The organism is Lentzea sp. NPDC051838 (genome assembly GCF_040681245.1).
GTDB lineage: Bacteria > Actinomycetota > Actinomycetes > Mycobacteriales > Pseudonocardiaceae > Lentzea.
Genome location: NZ_JBFAYI010000009.1, coordinates 196,473 through 213,277 on the forward strand (window position 1 = coordinate 196,473; position 16,805 = coordinate 213,277).

The following is a 16,805-nucleotide window of genomic DNA, read 5'->3' on the forward strand; positions in this document are numbered from 1 at the left end:
TTGGCCCATGCGTGATCGCGGAGAGTCGCCGTTCCTGGAAGCGCTGGTGAACCGGGTCGTAGTCGCTGACGGCGCCATGGGCACCATGCTCCAGGCCGCTGACCTCTCTCTTGACGACTTCAACGGTCTAGAGGGCTGCAACGAGATCCTCAACGTCACCCGCCCGGACGTCGTGAAGGCCGTGCACCGCGGCTATCTCGAGGTCGGCGTGGACGCGGTCGAGACGAACACGTTCGGCGCGAACCTCGCGAACCTGGCCGAGTACGACATTCCGGACCAGATCTTCCACCTGTCCGAGCGCGGCGCCGCGCTGGCCCGTGAGGTCGCGGACGAGTTCAGCACGCCTGACCAGCCGCGTTTCGTGCTCGGCAGCGTCGGTCCCGGCACCAAGCTGCCCACGCTGGGGCACGCGCCGTTCGCCACGTTGCGCGATGCCTACCAGGAGCAGTGCAAGGGCCTGCTGGTCGGCGGGGTGGACGCGATCATCGTCGAGACCTCGCAGGACCTGCTGCAGACCAAGGCGTCGATCATCGGTGCGAAGCGGGCGATGACCGCTGAGGGGCGCTCGGTTCCGATCATCGCCCAGGTCACCGTCGAGACGACCGGCACGATGCTGCTGGGCTCGGAGATCGGTGCCGCGCTGACCGCGTTGGAGCCGCTGGGCATCGACCTCATCGGACTCAACTGCGCCACCGGCCCGGCCGAGATGAGCGAGCACCTGCGGACGTTGTCCAAGCACGCCCGCATCCCGTTGTCGGTGATGCCGAACGCCGGCCTGCCCGAGCTCGGTCCCAACGGCGCGGTGTACCCGTTGTCACCGGAGGACCTGGCCGCAGCGCTGGCGGGGTTCGTCACCGAGTTCGGCACGCGGCTCGTGGGCGGTTGTTGCGGCACGACGGCCGAGCACCTGCGTCAGGTCGCCGAGGCTGTTCGCGGGCTCGGGCCTTCTGCGCGTCGGGCGCGTCCGGAGCCCGGTGTGTCCTCTTTGTACCAGGCTGTCCCGTTCAAACAGGACGCCTCGGTGCTGATGATCGGCGAGCGCACGAACGCCAACGGCTCCAAGGCGTTCCGCGAGGCGATGCTCGCCGAGAAGTGGGAGGACTGCATCGAGATCGCGCGCGACCAGACGCGCGAAGGTGCTCACCTGATCGACCTCTGCATCGACTACGTGGGCCGCGACGGCGAGGGGGACATGCGTGCCCTGGCCTCCCGTCTGGCCACGGCGTCGACGTTGCCGATCATGCTGGACTCGACAGAGCCGAACGTGTTGCAGGCGGGCCTGGAGTGCCTTGGTGGCCGCAGCGCCGTCAACTCGGTGAACTACGAGGACGGCGACGGCCCCGACTCCCGCTTCCAGAAGATCATGCGGCTCGTCTCGGAGCACGGCGCTGCGGTCGTGGCGCTGTGCATCGACGAGGAGGGGCAGGCTCGCACCGCCGAGTGGAAGGTCCGCGTCGCCGTCCGGCTGATCGAGGACCTGACCACCAACTGGGGCATGCAGCGCTCGGACATCATCGTCGACTGCCTGACGTTCCCGATCTCCACCGGCCAGGAGGAGGTGCGCCGCGACGCCATCGAGACGATCGAGGCGATTCGCGAGCTCAAGCGCCGTTTCCCGGACGTGCAGACGACTCTGGGCCTCTCCAACGTCTCTTTTGGACTGAACCCGGCCGCGCGGCAGGTGCTGAACTCGGTGTTCCTGCACGAGTGCGTGCAGGCCGGTCTGGACACCGCGATCGTGCACGCCTCGAAGATCGTGCCGATGGCCCGGATTCCCGACGAGCAGCGCGCGGTGGCGCTGGACCTGGTCTACGACCGCCGACGCGAGGGTTACGACCCGCTGCAGAAGCTCATGGAACTGTTCGAGGGCGTCACCACGAAGTCGAACTCCGCTTCTCGCGCCGAAGAACTGGCCGCTCTGCCGTTGTTCGAACGGCTGGAGCGCCGGATCGTCGACGGCGAGCGCAACGGGCTCGAGTCCGATTTGGACGCCGCTCTGGAGCAGCGCCCGGCGTTGCAGATCATCAACGACACGCTGCTCGCGGGCATGAAGACCGTCGGCGAGCTGTTCGGCTCCGGCCAGATGCAGCTGCCGTTCGTGCTGCAGTCCGCCGAGGTCATGAAGTCGGCCGTCGCGCACCTCGAACCGCACATGGAACGCTCCGACGACGGCGGCAAGGGCCGGATCGTGCTCGCCACCGTGAAGGGCGACGTCCACGACATCGGCAAGAACCTCGTCGACATCATCCTGTCCAACAACGGCTACGAGGTCGTGAACATCGGCATCAAGCAGCCGATCAACGCGATCCTCGAAGCCGCCGAGAACCACCGCGCGGACGCGATCGGCATGTCCGGCCTGCTGGTCAAGTCGACCGTGATCATGAAGGAGAACCTCGAGGAGATGAACTCCCGAGGCGTCGCGGCGCGGTGGCCGGTGTTGCTGGGCGGCGCGGCGTTGACGCGTGCCTATGTCGAGAACGACTTGACCGAGATGTACTTCGGGGACGTTCGCTATGCCCGCGATGCCTTCGAGGGCCTGCGGTTGATGGACGCGATCATGGCGGCCAAGCGCGGCGAGGCTCCGCTCGTCGATCCGGAGGCGGAGGCGAAAGCCGCTGAGCGCAAGGCCCGCCGCGAACGGTCGTTGCGCATCGCCGCCGCCCGCAAGGCCGCCGTGGTCGAGGAACCGTTCTCCGGCCGCTCCGACGTCGCCTCGGACAACCCGATCCCGACGCCGCCGTTCTGGGGCAGCCGCGTGGTGAAGGGCATCCCCGTCGCGGACTACAGCGCGCTCTTGGACGAGCGTGCGACGTTCATGGGCCAGTGGGGGTTGAAGGGCTCGCGCGGCGCCGGCCCGACCTACGAGGAACTGGTCGAGACCGAAGGACGTCCGCGGCTGCGTTACTGGATGGAACGCCTTGCCACGGAAGGTGTTCTTGCCCACGCCGCCGTGGTCTACGGCTACTTCCCGTGCGTGTCCGATGGCGACGATCTGATCATTTTGGAAGAGCCTTCGGTCGGGTCGCCTGAACGCTTCCGGTTCACTTTTCCGCGCCAGAAAAGGGATCGGCGCCTCTGCCTGTCGGACTTCTGGCGGTCTCGGGAGTCGGGAGAGGTCGACGTCATCGCCTTCCACCTGGTGACGATGGGTCAGCCGATCGCCGACTACGCGAACGAGCTGTTCGGCAAGAACGCGTATCGTGAGTACCTGGAAGTCCACGGACTGGGGGTCCAGCTCACCGAAGCGCTGGCCGAGTACTGGCACAAGCGGGTGCGCGAGGAGCTCGTGTGGCCTTCGGGCGGCACGGTCGCCGCGGAAGACCCCGCCGACGTCGAGGCGTTCTTCAAGCTCGGCTACCGCGGCGCGCGTTACTCGTTCGGCTACGGCGCCTGCCCGGAGATGGAAGACCGCAAGCGCATCGTCGACCTGCTGGAGCCGTCCCGCATCGGTGTCTCCCTGTCCGAGGAGCTTCAGCTGCACCCCGAACAGTCCACCGACGCCTTCGTGGCGCACCACCCGGAGGCGAAGTACTTCAATGTCTGACCTCTCTGCCGTTCTGTGGGACATGGACGGCACGCTGCTCGACTCCGAGAAGCTGTGGGACATCCCGCTCTACGAGTACGCGGAGAAGCTCGGCGGGACGCTCTCGCTGGAGACCCGTGAGCGCATGGTCGGCACCAACGTGCCCACGACAATGCGCCTGCTCTTCGCCGACGTGGGCATCGAGCCCACCGCCGAGGACCTGGTGGACGGTGCCGCGTGGATCTCGCGCCGCACCGAGGAGGTCTTCCGCGCGGGCCTGCCGTGGCGTCCGGGAGCGTCCGACGCTCTGCGGGCGGTGCGTGCGTCCGGCGTGCCGATGGCGTTGGTGACGTCGACCGAGCGCGCGCTGACCGAGGTCGCGCTGGACACGATCGGCCGTGACCTCTTCGACGTGACGGTGTGCGGTGACGAGGTCGACGGCCTCAACAAGCCGCTGCCCGAGCCGTACCTGAAGGCCGCGCGGTTGCTGGGCGTCGACGCCGCGCAGTGTGTGGCGATCGAGGACTCGCCGACTGGTGTGGCTGCTGCGGTGGCTGCCGGGTGCAGGGTGCTCGTGGTGCCGTGCGACGTCGAGGTCGAGCAGGGGGAGCGGCGGATCTTCCGGGAGTCGCTGGTCGGCGTCGACCTCGAAGTGCTCAAGGCTCTCTAGCTCAAGCTCGCGCAGGGCCCCTCCCAGGGGTCCCCTGATTCAATTGTCCCAGGCGGCACTGACAATTTTCGGCCCTCGACCCAACCGAACGGCCTTCCCCTGGCGTAGATCAGGTATGAACACCGTGTCCGGCCGCGAGGAGTTCGCCGACTGGGTCTCGCCGCATCTCACGGCGATGGCCCGGCTGGCCGCGCGGCTGGCGCCCGACGCCGATCGCGACGACGTCGTCCAGGACGCGCTGGTCCGGGCGTGGCTCAAGCGCCACCAGTTCGACGAGCGGCGCGGCACGCCGTCCGCCTGGCTGCTGGCGATCACGGCCGACCAGGCGGGCAAGGCCCGGACGCGCACGGGCAGGCGGCTGACCGCGGTGCCGGACGTGCCGGCGTCGAAAGACCACGAGGACGGGCTGGACCTCCGACGAGCGCTCGAGCGGCTGACCGCGCGGCAGCGTCTCGCCGTGGACTGCGTCTACTTCGTCGGTCTGACGGTGGTGGAGACCGCCGCCGTCATGCGGTGTGCCGAGGGCACGGTGAAGTCCACGTTGGCTGACGCTCGCGCGAAGCTGCGTGTCCTGCTGGAGGTGGCCGGATGAACGATCCCGTCGACGAACTGCTGCACGAGGCCGGCGCGCGCTGGCGTGAGGAACAGCCGGTGGCGCCGCGTCCGGACGTGACGCGCTGGCGTAGCCGCCGCTGGTTGCCCCTGGTCGCGGCGGCGGGCGTGGTGCTCATCGCGGCGGGCGGTGTGTATGCGCTGACGAGGCCGCCGGAGCCCCTGCCGTTCGGCGTCACGAAGGAGAAGTCGCTGGTCGTGCGCGAGGGCACCGAGGTCGAGGCGACCGGTTGGGTCACCGGCAACCCGATGCGGTTCTGCGCTCCTGCGGTCACCACGGCGATCAACGCGGGCACCTGCACGCACAGCGTGCCGATCACCGGGCTCGACGTGGCTCCGGAGGGCGAGGTGCGGCTGCGCGGCGTCTGGAAGGCAGGGGTGCTGGAGGTGAAGGAACGCCTCGACCCGCTGCCGCGGCCCGATCCCTCGCACGACTGGATCACGCCGTGTGCGCCACCGGCCGGTGGCTGGCGTTCCGGTCAGACGGACGGCAAGGAACTGGACCGCTACGTCATCCAGGAGCACCCCGACCTGTTCCGCCGGCCGTGGGTGTCGTCCCCGGACGGCAAGGCAGGAGGCGACATCCTCGTCGTGGAGGTCGTCGCGGGTGACGTGGAGGCGGAGGGCCGTGCGCTGAGGTCGCTCTACAGCGGCAACCTCTGCGTCGTGGACGCGGCGGGCAAACCGAGCCTGAAAGACCAGCAGGGCATCCACGGCGCGGTGTCCGAGCCGTTGCTGGCGATCATGATGGACCCGGCGAACGGCGTCTACGCGAGCGGCGGCTCGGACACCGTGCAGGTCGACATGGTGATGCTCACCCCCGCGCTGGCCGAGAAGTTCGCGCGGATCAGCCCGGCGCTGGAACTCCGTCCGTGGTTGCGTCCGGTGGGGTGACGGTCCAGCACTCCCGGGGCACGAGCGTCGGCGACGTCGGCGCCCATTCCGGGACGGCGGGCAGGGCGCGGCCCTCCGGCGTGTCGACCGGCTTGGTCGTCGGCAGGTCGAGCCACGTCCTGCGCTCGGCCCCGAGATCGCTCGACAGCGGGAACCTCATCCCGACCGCCTGCCGCAGCCGGATCTCCTCCGCCAGCTCTGCCGCGCGCGGCGTGGCGACCACCCACTCGCGCATCGGCCCCCACAGCCACAACGCGGGTCCGTCCGACAGGTCCATCCTGATCTCGGTCCGCCCGTCGGCGGCGCACCACCGCAGCGGCGCCAGGCCACCGCGCACCGTCCCCGCCCGCACCACGTGCCACGCCGCCAGCGGAACGTGCAGCGACGACACCGGCAGCGTTTCGGCGACCAGGCCGGGCTGCACCGGCTCGAAGCCCAGGAACGTCCTGCGCACCGACACCGACAGCCGCACCCCGTTGCCCAGCGTCTCGGTGATCACCGGCAGCGACTCCGGGTACGGCAGCTGAGCAGGCACCACGGGCGCGGAGGGCGGCGTGCCGGGCGACGGTTCGCCGACCGGGCCGGAGTCGAGGGCTTCCCACTTGGCGTCGTCCGGACGGGCGGGCGCGAAGTGGGCGCCACCGGGCTCGAAGCCGTGCGGTCCCGCGACGCGGAGGTTCGGGTTGATCTTCCAGACCTCGGCGGCGACCACCCCGCCGTGGCGCGCCACCCGGCGGCGGCGTCGTTCGATCTCGGCCGCGAGCCCGCGCGGGTCGGGAGTGGGCACGAGCACGTCGACGGCGGCCCTGATCCACACCGCGGGTCCCGGTGGCAGCACGATCTTGGTCTGCAGGCCGGTCACCCGGTTCGGCTTCACCTTGAGCTTCTTGAGCAGCGTGCCCGGCTGTACGAGCAGGACGGCCGCGAGCGGCACGCCGACCACCGGCGAGTCGACCAGGGCGCCGTTCACCACTGGGTTGAAGTACACCCGGTCCTGCGTGATCACGACGGCCACCTCGGCGGACAACGGCACGACGATCGGGGCGTCGGTCATCGGCGCAACTCCGGTGGCAGCAACGGGATCAGGGCGTTGAGGTAGACGGCGGAGTTCGGCGCGTGACCCAGACCCTCGGGCCGCACGCTGATCTTCCCGCCGCGCAGTTCGAGCACCGCGGTGAACGTGGACGGCGCGGCCGTCAGCGCGGGGGTCACGCGCCGGACGAACGCGATGTCCTGGCAGTGCACCAGAAACCGGTCGTCGAACGACGGCACCCCGGTCGCCACCGCGCCGTCGTTGCGGTCGTCGAGCTTGTTCTCGCCGCGTGCCGTGACCCGCAGCGGCGGGCACGGCCCGATGTCCGCGCTCAGCCGTTCGAACGTGTACGTGTAGGAGTTGTCGCCGTCGGACACGCCTTCGTAGGAGTACGTCTCCTTCTCGACGCGGACGGTGAACGCGCGCCCGCCGAACGTCTCGGTGCGTTCGGCGGGCTTCGAGCCCCACATCAGATGTCGAGCTCCTGGTCGGTCTTCGACGCTTCCTGATCGGCGCCGTGCTGGTCGTACGTCACGGTCTTGTAGATGCCGTCCGCGTACCCGGCGACCTTGTTCGCGATCTTGATCGGGTCGGTGTACTCCGAGCCCTTCGGACCGCTCTGGTCGAGTCCGAGCGCCTTCTCCCCGGCCTTGAACCCGGCCTCCGACAACGCCTTGCCGAACGAGTCCGGCTTCTTCGCCGCACCCTCGACGAACGCCTTGCCGATCTTGGAACGCCCGATCACGTCCCGGATCTTCTTCAGGACGTCCATGATCTTCTGGATGATCTGACGGACCTTGTTGACCTCGCCGGTCGCTTTCGTCGTCGAGATGCCCGCCTCGACCGGGGTGGCCGCTGCCGCCGCCGCTTCCGAGGCACCGCACGTCGGCACGGCCGCGAGCTGCGCGGCGATCCAGGTGACGACCAGCCACTCGATCAGGTCGCTCAGGATGCCCTTGATGATGTCCTCGGCCACCTGCATGAACATCGAGCTGGCCTGCAGCACCGACGCGACGTGACCCGCCGTGGCCGCGGTGCCCTCGATGCCGTGGCGGAACCCGCTGAGCTTCTCCGCCGCCTTGTCCCCGGCGCCGGACTTCCAGCTCTGCAGGCCCTCGTCGAGGTGGCCGTCGAAGGTCTTCGCCAGTTCCTCGGTCTTCTTCGCGATGTCGTTGAACGCGCCCGCGGCCTTGCTGGTCGCGGCCGGGTCGCCGGTGACCAGGTCGACGGCCTGCTTGAGCGGCGCGACGACGTCCAGCAGCCAGCCGAGTCCCTTGGAGATCAGGAAGTTCAGCGGGTCGCTGATGGCTCCGGCGAGCTTCATGCCTTCCTGCATGAACCCGTTCATGTCGGACAGGACGGTGACCACGTCCTTGGCGATCGCCACGCCGTCGCCGGACTTGATGTCGTCCGCGAGCTTCGCGCTGTCCTTCATGAGCGAGTAGCTGCTGCCGCCGAACGGAACGGACTTCGCCGCCTGCTTGCCGACGTTGCTCCCGGAGAACTGGTCGGTGTAGCTGCCGACCACCGCGCCGGCGTTCGACGTCGCCTTGCCACCGCTCACCATCGGGGGCGCGCTCGCGGTGTCCATCTTGGACTGGAGCGTTCTGCCGAACGCGTCGGTGGTCACCTTTTCGTTGTCGGCGTAGGTCTGCGCGGTCGCGGTGAGGGTGGCGTCGATCTTGCCGAAGCCCTCGGTCATCTTGCCGAAATGGCCGTGCAGGTCGCCGAGCAGCGCGTCGTACTGCTGGTACATGCCGAGCAGCTGCCCGAGATAGCCCCAGCTGATCTCCGGGACGGACGCGGTGGTGGCCGCGTCGTTGAGCTTCGTGGAGCTCTCCCTGAGCGCGCCGACGTTCCTGGCGCACGCCGCGAGCTCGTCCGGGTGCACGATGAAGTCGGTCACCAGCGGTCGTCCTTGCGGAAGATCGTGCCGGTGTCCTCGTCGTCGTCCACCGGCGGCCGCGGGCGAGCGGGACGCTCGGCGGGCCGGCCGAAGATCTCCTGCTGCGTCTTCATGACGCGCTCGGCGATCGGGATCTCGGTGCCGACGTGGCTCTGCACGATCTCGGCCTGCTGCCGCGCGGCGGCCGCGACGGCCTGCTGCAGCGTGGCCATGACGGCTTGGGAGAGCTGGGCGCCGCTGAGCTTCCTGGCGTCGTCGGTGAACCGGATTTCCTTGATGGAACCGGACAAACCCGCCACGACCGTCACGGAACGGTCGGGGGACTGGACGCTCGCCTCGACACCTCTGAGCTCGGTGCCCATCGACTCGTAACCGGCGGCTCTGGCATCGGCCGCGCGGTTGGCCTGCTCGAAGAACTCGAGCTTCTGACGCATCTGTTCCAGCAACTCAGCGCTGTCAGGCATGCACCGAACGTACCAACGTCGGCTGGGCGGGGTGGCCGAGGGTGCGGCCACCCCACTCCATCAGGCGATAGCGGTCTTCTCGGAGACCTTGGTCTTGCGCGCGGCCGGGTCGATCAGCAGGCCGAACACGACGCCGAGTCCGACGTAGAGCGTAGCGAGCTGGGCGAGCGAGCTGAGGCGGAACTGCCACAGCACCGTCACCGGCATGTCCGCGGGAATCGTGTCCGGCGGCGCGGGGAACGCCACCAGCACCACCGCGACGGCCGCGACCACCGCGAGCAGCACCGCGGTGACCCTGATCGGCTGCGACTGGGCCTTGAGCTGCTCGGCCAGCCAGCTCGCACCCCACACGACCACCAGCCCGGCCACGACCACGCCGAGGTAGAGCGCGGTCCGGTAGTTCACCGTCTCCGGGTCGCCGACGGCGGGCGGGTTGGCCGGGTACTTGATCCACGGCAGCAGCGCCACGGCACCGAACACCGCGGCACCGAACGTGAAGCTGCGGCTGAACGGCGTGCGGTCGACGAACCACCGCTTGGACAGCGCGTAGGCCGTGGCGAACACGAGCCCGACCGCGATGCCGACGATGATCACGCCGAGCATGCCGCCGACCACCTGCGCGCCGCGGCTGACCAGCTCTTCCTCGCCGCCGTGCGAGTGGCCTTCACCGGCCGGCTCCCGAGCCTCCTCGACCGCGAGCGCGGCCCGGATCGGGATCTCGGTCACCAGCAGCTGCACCAGCGCGGACGCGACGCCGGCGATGGCACCGGCTCCGATTCCGCGCAGCGCAAGAGACTTGTACGTCGTCGTCATGACTTTCCCTGCCTGGGATCGGGGGATGGATCTAGTGGCAGGGGACGCCGAGCGCGTGCCGGCCGTCGTGGAAGAACTCGTGCAGCATCTCGGAACCCGCGCCGAGCGCGAGACCGTTCTCCTGCAGGACCAGGTACGTGACGATCAGGCCGAGCAGAGCAACGGCGAAGGCCCATTTGGGCACGCGGACGGCGGACAGATGTGCTGCGGGGCTCGTCATGACGGGCTCCTCCATACCTCGTGGAAGGTCAACTCTCCTTGCGGCGCCGCAGCCGGTCTCCTGACTCCCGGATCAACGCTGTCCCCGCGTCTTCCCAGCCCTTGTGAGAGGACCAGTGACGTTCTCGGCGGGGATAACTTCCCGGTCACAGTGGCGAGGACCGCGCCGGATTCTCACCGGCTTCCCGTCACTGCGGCGCGTGCACCGTAAGTTGAGTTGCCGGTTAAGCACAACCGGCCATAAGAGTTGTTGCGTTCCTCACTTCACGAGTGGACAGTCGCCGCACTTCCCACCAGCGGCTACCCGGTAGTAAAGACAACAGCTGCGCCGCAGGAACCCGAGCTCGCCGGGGATGCTCAGAAATTCCCCCGCCTGTTCGAACGGCGGCGCGCTCATCAGCCGGGCGCCGCGCAGTTCCGCTTCCTCGGCCGTGAGCATGCGTGCGCGGACAACCATTTTGAGCGCGCCCGCGATGTTCGACATCGCGTTGCCCCACAACAATCCGCTCGCCACCGGCGTGACGCGCTGGATCGCCTCCACCACGGGTTCGAGGGCCTCCGCGGCGCTCGGCCCTCGTTGCGGCTGGTCGATGCGCACGCTCAGGCCGTTCGTCGGATGGTGTTGCCACCAAAGGTTTTCCGGCCGGATGTCGATCGGGATGTCCGCCGCCGTGAGCGGGCTCAGCAGCCGTGCGGTGTAGCTGAGGAAGAACAGGCTCGCCGCGACGCGTGGTTCTTCCGCTTTGTACCGGGTCGCGATGGCGTCGATCGTGTTTTCGAGCGCGGGGCCTTCGAGAAGTGCCGTTCCGGGCAGCCAGGTTTCGTCCGGACGGCCCACGTCGAGCGCGAAGAACGGGTTGATGCCGCGCACCCGGCGCAACGCTTCGAGAACCTCCGCGAACTCAGACACAAGAATTCACCGTACCGGGTGTCCATGCAGGACAGATCACGTCCGAGTCGTGGGACAGATGTGACCGCGGTGTGGACCGGGGTGCGCGGGATGGGAGGATGTGGAGCCGTGAAGACCTTCGACTCCCTGTTCGCCGAACTGACCGAACGAGCCGCCACCAAGCCGGAGGGATCCGGCACCGTCGCAGCGCTCGAGGCCGGCGTCCATGCGCAGGGCAAGAAGGTCCTGGAGGAGGCGGGCGAGGTCTGGATCGCCGCCGAGTACGAGTCCGACGAGAAGCTCGCCGAAGAGATCTCGCAGCTGCTGTACCGCCTCCAGGTGATCATGCTGGGCCGCGGCCTCACCCTCGAAGACGTTTACAAGTACCTCTGACGGAGACTTCCACATGCTGCGCGTAGCAGTCCCGAACAAGGGCGCGCTCGCCGAACGCGCCTCCGCCATGCTGACCGAAGCGGGCTACCGGCAGCGGCACGAGCCGCGCGACCTCACCGTGCTCGACCCGAACAACGACGTCGAGTTCTTCTTCCTGCGTCCCAAGGACATCGCGATCTACGTGGCGTCCGGTGACCTCGACCTCGGCATCACCGGCCGCGACCTAGCCGCCGACTCGGGCGCCGACGACAACGGCTCGTCCGTCGAGGAGCTGCTCGCCCTGGGCTTCGGCTCGTCGACGTTCCGCTACGCCGGTCCTCGCGGTACCGACTGGCAGGTCTCGGACCTCGAGGGCAAGCGCCTCGCCACGGCGTACCCGCGCCTGGTCGGCCGCGACCTCAAGGCCCGCGGCATCACCGCCCAGGTGATCCGGCTCGACGGCGCCGTGGAGATCTCGATCCAGCTCGGCGTGGCCGACCTGATCGCCGACGTCGTGGGCTCGGGCCGGACGCTGCGGCAGCACGACCTGGTGCCGTTCGGCGAGCCGATCTGCGAGTCCGAGGCCGTCCTGGTGCACCGCGCCGGTTCGGTCCTCTCCGCCGCCAAGAAGCAGCTCACGGCCCGTCTGCAGGGTGTCGTGTTCGCGCAGCAGTACCTGATGCTCGACTACGACTGCCCGCGCTCGATCCTGGACAAGGCCATCGGCCTGACGCCGGGCCTCGAGTCGCCGACCGTGGCGCCGCTGGCCGACGACAACTGGGTGGCCGTGCGCGCGATGGTGTCGCGCAAGGAGGCGAACCAGGTGATGGACGAGCTGGCCGCGATCGGTGCCAAGGCCGTGCTGGCCTCGGACATCAGGTTCTGCCGCCTGTGATCCTGGAGCACGCCGTCCTGGACGTGGTGGCGGGCCAGGAGACCGACTTCGAGTGGGCGTTCGGCGAGGCGCGATCGTTGATCAGCGCCTCGCCGGGCTTCCTCGGCCTGGAGCTGCTGCGCTCGTTCGAGACTCCCGGCCGCTACCTGCTGCTCGTGCGCTGGGAGTCGGTCGAGGCGCACGTCGTGGGCTTCCGCCAGGGGCCTTCGTACGCGCAGTGGTCGGCGTTGCTGCACAGGTTCTACTCGCCGTTCCCGGTGGTGGAGCACTACTCGAGCGCCTTGAGCACCTCGTCGTCCGTGGTCTGATCGAACCTGTCGTACCAGCGGCTGACCGCGCCGAAGTGCTTCGGGATGAGGATCGCGACCACCCGCGTCCGGAACGTGCCGATCGAGTCCTTCGCCGCGACCGGCACGGCCAGCGTGAGGCTTCGTGGCTCGTGTTTCGCGACCCAGTGCAGGGCTGCCCTGGCCGTCACGCCGGTGGCCAGCCCGTCGTCGACGAGGATGACGTCGCGGTCCTTGAGGTTGAACGGCCTGTCGCCGCGGTAGAGAGCGGTCCTGCGTGCCGCTTCCTCGCGCTCCCGGTCGCAGGTGTGGCTGAGCTGCTCCTCGGTGAGGTTCAGGGCTTTGAGCACGCGCGGGTCGTAGATGGGTTCGCTGTCCGCGGTGACGGCGCCGACGCCGTACTCGGGATGGCCCGGCGCCCCGATCTTGCGCGCCACGACGACGTCGAGCTCGGCGTCGAGCGTTGTCGCCACTTCCTTGGCCACCGGGACGCCGCCGCGGGGGAGACCGAGGACGATCGGTTCGTGCCAGGCGTGATCCGCGAGTCGCGCGGCGAGTGCGCGGCCCGCCTCCTGCCGGTTCGCGAACCTCTTCACAGTCCGCTTGACGTTACGCCTTCTCAGAAGCGGTAGCGCAACACGACCGTGCCGCGCCGCGAGAGATATGTGCTCTTCGCGATGAGTCGGTTGGCCAGTCTGGTCGCGGCCGGCAGCTGAGCCACTTCGGGTGTACGGGTCAGGAAGATCTCTTGGTCGAGGTGGAGCTTCGAGGCCCATCGCTCGGGCTCGTGCGGATCGTCGAAGCCGGGGTGCTTCACGACGTCGGCGATCGAGTCGGTGATCGAGGCCGGCGCCCAGCTCCAGCACGACGGCGTCCTCGTGTCGCGCGGTGAAGTTGCCGACCACCTCGTCGAGCCGCTTCGCCCGGACCGCGATGTCGTTCAGGAACCTGGTGGTCCGGCTGTCCTGCTCTTCTCGTCCGCGGGCGCGAGCCAGAAGAAGACCGGCGCCAGCACGACTTCCAGCACGGTGAGCGCTACTTGGAACCAGTGCGGCGGACCGTGCACCGCCATCGACAGCAACCGTCCCACGGCCGCGAGCGCGAACACACCCGCCAGCCACCGGATGGCATTGGCCGGAACCGGTGACTGGCGGACCGCCCAGATCCACGCCAGGCCGTAGCCCAGGAAGATCGCGTTGTAGAAGCGCTCGCGGCTGTCGACCGTCGTACCGGCTGTTTCCTCGCCCGGCACCGAACTGATGCCCAGCAAGACGTGGTACGCCCCGATCAACACACACGACACGCCCATCGCCCACGCGAGCCACCTCAGCGTCGTGGCCATGGATCCCACCCCCTCGGTAGACACGTGTCTACTCCGCTAGTAGACACGTGTCAACTAAGGTGGTGGCTGTGAGACTCAGACCCGAGGACCGTCACGCGCAGCTGGTCGACGTGGGCGCCGCGCTGTTCGCCGTCGAGCCCTACGACGACGTGTTGATGGAGCACGTCGCCGAGCGCGCCGGGATTTCGCGGGCGTTGCTGTATCGGCACTTCTCCAGCAAGCGCGACCTGTTCACCGCCGTGCACCAACGTGCCGTGGCGCAGTTGCTGGCCGACACCGCGGCCATCACGTCCGGGACGTTGGAGGAGCAGCTCGCGGCCGGGATCGACGTGCACATCGACTACTTCGTCGCCAACCGGAACCTGGTGCTCGCGGCGAACCGGGTGCTGGCGGGCGATCCCGGGGTGCAGGCCGTCGTGCACGGCGAACTGGCGGTGCAGCGGGACCGGTTGCTGGCGGCCGCCGGGTTGTCGGGGCCGTTGGCGGCTGCCGCTGTGGTGGCGTGGCAGGGGTTTGTGCGGTCGATGTGCGTGGAGTGGTTGGCGCATCAGGCTTTTGGCCGGGTCGAGCTGCGGGACCTGTGCGTGCGGGCGTTGGTCGGGGCGCTGGAGCTCAGTCGAACAAACCCTTGACGTCGGTGAGCATCGAGATGAAGCCCGCGGAGGTGGCGACGATGGTGAGCCAGAACAGGATCGTGTCGCGACGAGGCTCGGCGACGTCGACGGTTCGCGGCTGCGCTCTCGACGTTGTCGCGGCGCTGCGAACGCGTTCGTGCTGTCCGAAATGCGCCCGGAACTTGATCCACGTGTGGCCGGACTGACTGCAGCCGAACAGGACGCCGTTCGCCGGGTTGCGGCAGGGCAGGCCCTGCCGGGTGGTGACCGCGCACTTGACCGGAAATCGCGCGGCGACGATCCACAAAGTCGCTGCGACCGCGAATGTCACCGCGCGCCAGTAGCTCTCGCGGTGGATCGCGACGATGCAGAGAACCACGAGCACCCCGACGAACACGAAGTAGAAGGTGGCTCTCTTCCGCCTGTTCTTTCTCGCCATCACGTCCCCCTCTGCTCTGCCCGCCCGGCCGACAGTCGCTGGTTCGCGCGAACCGGTTCTGCGCCGTGATCGGGTGATCCCGCACCCCTTCGTTCCACCCTGGCTGCCCGCACGCGTGCGGCGGTAGAGCCCGAGAGAGCGAAACGGATCGCGGGGCGTGGCGATCAGTGAGGTTGGTGGGGAAGCTGCGACTCCCGTCGTGTCCTGTGGGGTAGATCAGCGTTCGCGGACGAACAGCGCCTGCGCTGTCGTGCCGACTGGGCCTTCGACGTCGTGCACCACGCTGGTCGCCAGCCCGACGCCGTCCGGGCCGATGGTGGTGGTGGCGTCCATTCCCACCCATTCGCCGACGGGTTGGCGGTGCAGGTGGACGGTCAGGTCGGTGTTGATGGCGTACCACTTGCGAATGTCCACACGGGACGAGACGCCGCTCGCCGAGTCGACGACGGAGAACAGGCGCTCCAGCGGTGTGGGCTCGAAGCCTTCCACCACGGCGACACGCGGGCGGGCCCAGACCTGAGCGTCGCCCGGCGTGAAGATTCCGCCTGACACCGAAAGCCACTCGACGGCCGCGAGGTAGCCGCCGGACCAGAAGTCCGGGATCTCCATCGGGACCGCGGAGGCGGGTGGTGCCATCGCCGCGGCCGCGCCGCCTGCCACCGCGGTCGTGTCCGAGCCGACGATGTGCCAGGCGCGCGCGGTCAGCACCACGCGGCCCTCGAACAAAAGAGAAGCAGCTAGCAGTTCCACCGAGCGGCCTGGGCGTTCGACCGAAGTGGACACGGAGAGGTCCGCCACCGGCACCGGGCCGAGCACTTCGAACGTGACGCGGGACAGCGTCGGGCGCAACGCGAGCAGCGAGCGCACCAGCAGAGCGGAGGGCGGGCCCAGGTGCTGGCTGTCCGGGCCCCACGGGCCGACGGTGTGTGGTGTGGACCGGTAGACCCCGTCGGACACGGGGAGGTAGAAGGCGTCCATCAGTCGCGGTCCTGGAGAGGTTCGGTGTCGTCCGGCTCCGGCCAGCCGGGGTACGGGGGCGGGGTGCCGTCGAACGCCGGGCAGAACGCCTTGTGGTCGCAGTAGTCGCACAGGCGGCTCGGGGACGGGCGGAAGTCGCCCGTCGGGGCCGCGCGCATGATGGCCTGCCAGATGGCTTCGAGGGTGCGTTCGAAGCGGGAGAGCTCGGACTCGTCCGGCGTGTAGGCGAGGGCCTGGCGGTCGGCCAGGTACATCAGGCGCAGCTGGCGCGGGACCACGCCGCGCAGCTTCCACAGGACCAGCGCGTAGAACTTCATCTGGAACAGGGCTTTCGCCTCGCCGACCTCGCGCGGGGCGGCGCCCGTCTTGTAGTCGACGACGCGGATCTCACCCGTCGGGGCTACGTCCACGCGGTCGATGTAGCCGCGCAGCAGGACGCCGGACGGGAGCTCCGACTCGACCAGCAGCTCGCGCGACTCCGGCTCCAGGCGGCGCGGGTCCTCCAGGCCGAAGTAGCCGTCCAGCAGCTTGGTGGCGGACTCGAGCCACTGCGCCTCTTCGTCGCTGCCCTCGGAGTCGAACAGCGTCGAGAACTCCGGGCGCTCTGCCTTCACGCGCTCCCAGGCGGGCACGATCATCGAGCGGGCGCGGTCCGGCACGCGCTCCGCAGCGGGCAGGGCGAAGAGATCTTCGAGCACGGCGTGCACCACCGTGCCGCGCACCTGGGCCTTCGTCGGCTTCTCCGGCAGCCGGTCGACCGCGCGGAACCGGTAGAGCAGCGGGCACTGCTTGAAGTCCCCGGCTCGCGACGGGGACAGGGCCGGCCTGCGCAACGTGGTGCTCATGCTTCGAACC

The 16,805-nt window shown here is 69.0% G+C and carries 21 protein-coding genes and 1 riboswitch; of the genes, 8 read left to right on the top strand and 13 right to left on the bottom strand.

Going from position 1 to position 16,805, the window contains the following annotated elements; translation table 11 throughout:
• Positions 1-7 precede the first annotated feature (7 nt).
• The 4 genes from metH to AB0M24_RS22455 all read left to right on the top strand — a co-directional run bounded on the left by metH (position 8) and on the right by AB0M24_RS22455 (position 5,699).
• Positions 8-3,544 carry a methionine synthase gene (metH, locus tag AB0M24_RS22440; protein ID WP_363770850.1) on the top strand — a complete coding sequence of 1,179 codons (3,537 nt, stop codon included), beginning with the start codon at positions 8-10 and terminating at the stop codon, positions 3,542-3,544.
• Complete coding sequence (locus tag AB0M24_RS22445) at positions 3,537-4,193, top strand: HAD family phosphatase (RefSeq protein ID WP_363770853.1); 657 nt, start codon at positions 3,537-3,539, stop codon at positions 4,191-4,193. The genes metH and AB0M24_RS22445 overlap by 8 nt, the downstream gene beginning before the upstream one ends.
• A gap of 115 nt (positions 4,194-4,308) precedes the next feature.
• Positions 4,309-4,785, top strand: a complete 477-nt coding sequence (locus AB0M24_RS22450) for an RNA polymerase sigma factor (protein WP_363770856.1) — start codon at positions 4,309-4,311, stop codon at positions 4,783-4,785.
• Entirely contained in the window at positions 4,782-5,699 is a 918-nt protein-coding gene (locus AB0M24_RS22455) for a hypothetical protein (protein WP_363770858.1), read from the top strand. Before AB0M24_RS22450 ends, AB0M24_RS22455 begins: the two co-directional genes overlap by 4 nt.
• On the opposite strand, the gene AB0M24_RS22460 is transcribed toward AB0M24_RS22455, so the two are convergent.
• From AB0M24_RS22460 to AB0M24_RS22490, 7 genes are all read right to left on the bottom strand, one after another.
• Complete coding sequence (locus tag AB0M24_RS22460; protein ID WP_363770861.1) at positions 5,653-6,753, bottom strand: hypothetical protein; 1,101 nt, start codon at positions 6,751-6,753, stop codon at positions 5,653-5,655. The two genes, AB0M24_RS22455 and AB0M24_RS22460, sit on opposite strands and share 47 nt — an antisense overlap.
• Positions 6,750-7,202, bottom strand: a complete 453-nt coding sequence (locus AB0M24_RS22465) for a hypothetical protein (RefSeq protein ID WP_363770863.1) — start codon at positions 7,200-7,202, stop codon at positions 6,750-6,752. The genes AB0M24_RS22460 and AB0M24_RS22465 overlap by 4 nt, the downstream gene beginning before the upstream one ends.
• Positions 7,202-8,638, bottom strand: a complete 1,437-nt coding sequence (locus AB0M24_RS22470) for a hypothetical protein (RefSeq protein ID WP_363770866.1) — start codon at positions 8,636-8,638, stop codon at positions 7,202-7,204. Before AB0M24_RS22470 ends, AB0M24_RS22465 begins: the two co-directional genes overlap by 1 nt.
• Positions 8,635-9,102: a YbaB/EbfC family nucleoid-associated protein gene (locus AB0M24_RS22475; protein WP_363770869.1), complete on the bottom strand. Its 468-nt coding sequence runs from the start codon at positions 9,100-9,102 to the stop codon at positions 8,635-8,637. Before AB0M24_RS22475 ends, AB0M24_RS22470 begins: the two co-directional genes overlap by 4 nt.
• Positions 9,103-9,162: 60 nt before the next feature.
• A complete protein-coding gene (locus AB0M24_RS22480; protein WP_363770872.1) occupies positions 9,163-9,915 on the bottom strand; it encodes a CbtA family protein in 753 nt (250 codons plus the stop codon).
• A gap of 31 nt (positions 9,916-9,946) precedes the next feature.
• Positions 9,947-10,135, bottom strand: a complete 189-nt coding sequence (locus AB0M24_RS22485) for a CbtB-domain containing protein (RefSeq protein WP_363770874.1) — start codon at positions 10,133-10,135, stop codon at positions 9,947-9,949.
• A gap of 32 nt (positions 10,136-10,167) precedes the next feature.
• Positions 10,168-10,359, bottom strand: a riboswitch (cobalamin riboswitch).
• Between the two features lie 34 nt (positions 10,360-10,393).
• Complete coding sequence (locus AB0M24_RS22490; protein ID WP_363770877.1) at positions 10,394-11,044, bottom strand: (2Fe-2S)-binding protein; 651 nt, start codon at positions 11,042-11,044, stop codon at positions 10,394-10,396.
• Positions 11,045-11,152: 108 nt separating this feature from the next.
• Here AB0M24_RS22490 and AB0M24_RS22495 point away from each other — a divergent pair, with 108 nt between their 5' ends.
• From AB0M24_RS22495 to AB0M24_RS22505, 3 genes are read left to right on the top strand one after another with little or no spacing between them, the layout of a single operon-like run.
• Positions 11,153-11,416 (top strand): phosphoribosyl-ATP diphosphatase, encoded by a 264-nt coding sequence (locus AB0M24_RS22495; RefSeq protein WP_189254156.1) that lies wholly within the window; start codon positions 11,153-11,155, stop codon positions 11,414-11,416.
• 13 nt (positions 11,417-11,429) lie between these two features.
• A complete protein-coding gene (gene hisG / locus AB0M24_RS22500; RefSeq protein ID WP_363770880.1) occupies positions 11,430-12,290 on the top strand; it encodes an ATP phosphoribosyltransferase in 861 nt (286 codons plus the stop codon).
• Complete coding sequence (locus AB0M24_RS22505) at positions 12,287-12,598, top strand: antibiotic biosynthesis monooxygenase (protein ID WP_363770883.1); 312 nt, start codon at positions 12,287-12,289, stop codon at positions 12,596-12,598. The genes hisG and AB0M24_RS22505 overlap by 4 nt, the downstream gene beginning before the upstream one ends.
• On the opposite strand, the gene AB0M24_RS22510 is transcribed toward AB0M24_RS22505, so the two are convergent.
• From AB0M24_RS22510 to AB0M24_RS22520, 3 genes are all read right to left on the bottom strand, one after another.
• Entirely contained in the window at positions 12,559-13,173 is a 615-nt protein-coding gene (locus tag AB0M24_RS22510) for a phosphoribosyltransferase family protein (protein WP_363770886.1), read from the bottom strand. The two genes, AB0M24_RS22505 and AB0M24_RS22510, sit on opposite strands and share 40 nt — an antisense overlap.
• A 23-nt stretch (positions 13,174-13,196) precedes the next feature.
• A complete protein-coding gene (locus AB0M24_RS22515; RefSeq protein WP_363770889.1) occupies positions 13,197-13,394 on the bottom strand; it encodes a hypothetical protein in 198 nt (65 codons plus the stop codon).
• 123 nt (positions 13,395-13,517) lie between these two features.
• On the bottom strand, positions 13,518-13,919 hold the full coding sequence (locus AB0M24_RS22520; protein ID WP_363770891.1) for a DUF4345 domain-containing protein: 402 nt from the start codon (positions 13,917-13,919) through the stop codon (positions 13,518-13,520).
• 68 nt (positions 13,920-13,987) lie between these two features.
• Between AB0M24_RS22520 and AB0M24_RS22525 the strand changes: the two genes are divergently transcribed.
• Positions 13,988-14,551: a helix-turn-helix domain-containing protein gene (locus AB0M24_RS22525; protein WP_363770894.1), complete on the top strand. Its 564-nt coding sequence runs from the start codon at positions 13,988-13,990 to the stop codon at positions 14,549-14,551.
• On the opposite strand, the gene AB0M24_RS22530 is transcribed toward AB0M24_RS22525, so the two are convergent.
• The 3 genes from AB0M24_RS22530 to AB0M24_RS22540 form a co-directional block, all read right to left on the bottom strand.
• Positions 14,532-14,972: a hypothetical protein gene (locus AB0M24_RS22530; protein WP_363770897.1), complete on the bottom strand. Its 441-nt coding sequence runs from the start codon at positions 14,970-14,972 to the stop codon at positions 14,532-14,534. The two genes, AB0M24_RS22525 and AB0M24_RS22530, sit on opposite strands and share 20 nt — an antisense overlap.
• A 216-nt stretch (positions 14,973-15,188) precedes the next feature.
• Positions 15,189-15,953, bottom strand: a complete 765-nt coding sequence (locus AB0M24_RS22535; RefSeq protein WP_363770985.1) for a thioesterase family protein — start codon at positions 15,951-15,953, stop codon at positions 15,189-15,191.
• Complete coding sequence (locus AB0M24_RS22540) at positions 15,950-16,795, bottom strand: PD-(D/E)XK nuclease family protein (protein WP_363770900.1); 846 nt, start codon at positions 16,793-16,795, stop codon at positions 15,950-15,952. The genes AB0M24_RS22535 and AB0M24_RS22540 overlap by 4 nt, the downstream gene beginning before the upstream one ends.
• Positions 16,796-16,805: the final 10 nt, after the last annotated feature.

What these genes read in the sequence shown, in the direction of transcription:
- AB0M24_RS22445 (WP_363770853.1), top strand. Translation starts at nt 3,537, where the DNA reads ATGTCTGACCTCTCTGCCGTTCTGTGGGACATGGACGGCACGCTGCTC.
- metH (WP_363770850.1), top strand. Translation starts at nt 8, where the DNA reads ATGCGTGATCGCGGAGAGTCGCCGTTCCTGGAAGCGCTGGTGAACCGG.
- AB0M24_RS22450 (WP_363770856.1), top strand. Translation starts at nt 4,309, where the DNA reads ATGAACACCGTGTCCGGCCGCGAGGAGTTCGCCGACTGGGTCTCGCCG.
- AB0M24_RS22540 (WP_363770900.1), bottom strand. Translation starts at nt 16,795, where the DNA reads ATGAGCACCACGTTGCGCAGGCCGGCCCTGTCCCCGTCGCGAGCCGGG.
- AB0M24_RS22485 (WP_363770874.1), bottom strand. Translation starts at nt 10,135, where the DNA reads ATGACGAGCCCCGCAGCACATCTGTCCGCCGTCCGCGTGCCCAAATGG.
- AB0M24_RS22460 (WP_363770861.1), bottom strand. Translation starts at nt 6,753, where the DNA reads ATGACCGACGCCCCGATCGTCGTGCCGTTGTCCGCCGAGGTGGCCGTC.
- AB0M24_RS22465 (WP_363770863.1), bottom strand. Translation starts at nt 7,202, where the DNA reads ATGTGGGGCTCGAAGCCCGCCGAACGCACCGAGACGTTCGGCGGGCGC.
- hisG (WP_363770880.1), top strand. Translation starts at nt 11,430, where the DNA reads ATGCTGCGCGTAGCAGTCCCGAACAAGGGCGCGCTCGCCGAACGCGCC.
- AB0M24_RS22480 (WP_363770872.1), bottom strand. Translation starts at nt 9,915, where the DNA reads ATGACGACGACGTACAAGTCTCTTGCGCTGCGCGGAATCGGAGCCGGT.
- AB0M24_RS22520 (WP_363770891.1), bottom strand. Translation starts at nt 13,919, where the DNA reads ATGGCCACGACGCTGAGGTGGCTCGCGTGGGCGATGGGCGTGTCGTGT.
- AB0M24_RS22530 (WP_363770897.1), bottom strand. Translation starts at nt 14,972, where the DNA reads ATGGCGAGAAAGAACAGGCGGAAGAGAGCCACCTTCTACTTCGTGTTC.
- AB0M24_RS22475 (WP_363770869.1), bottom strand. Translation starts at nt 9,102, where the DNA reads ATGCCTGACAGCGCTGAGTTGCTGGAACAGATGCGTCAGAAGCTCGAG.
- AB0M24_RS22455 (WP_363770858.1), top strand. Translation starts at nt 4,782, where the DNA reads ATGAACGATCCCGTCGACGAACTGCTGCACGAGGCCGGCGCGCGCTGG.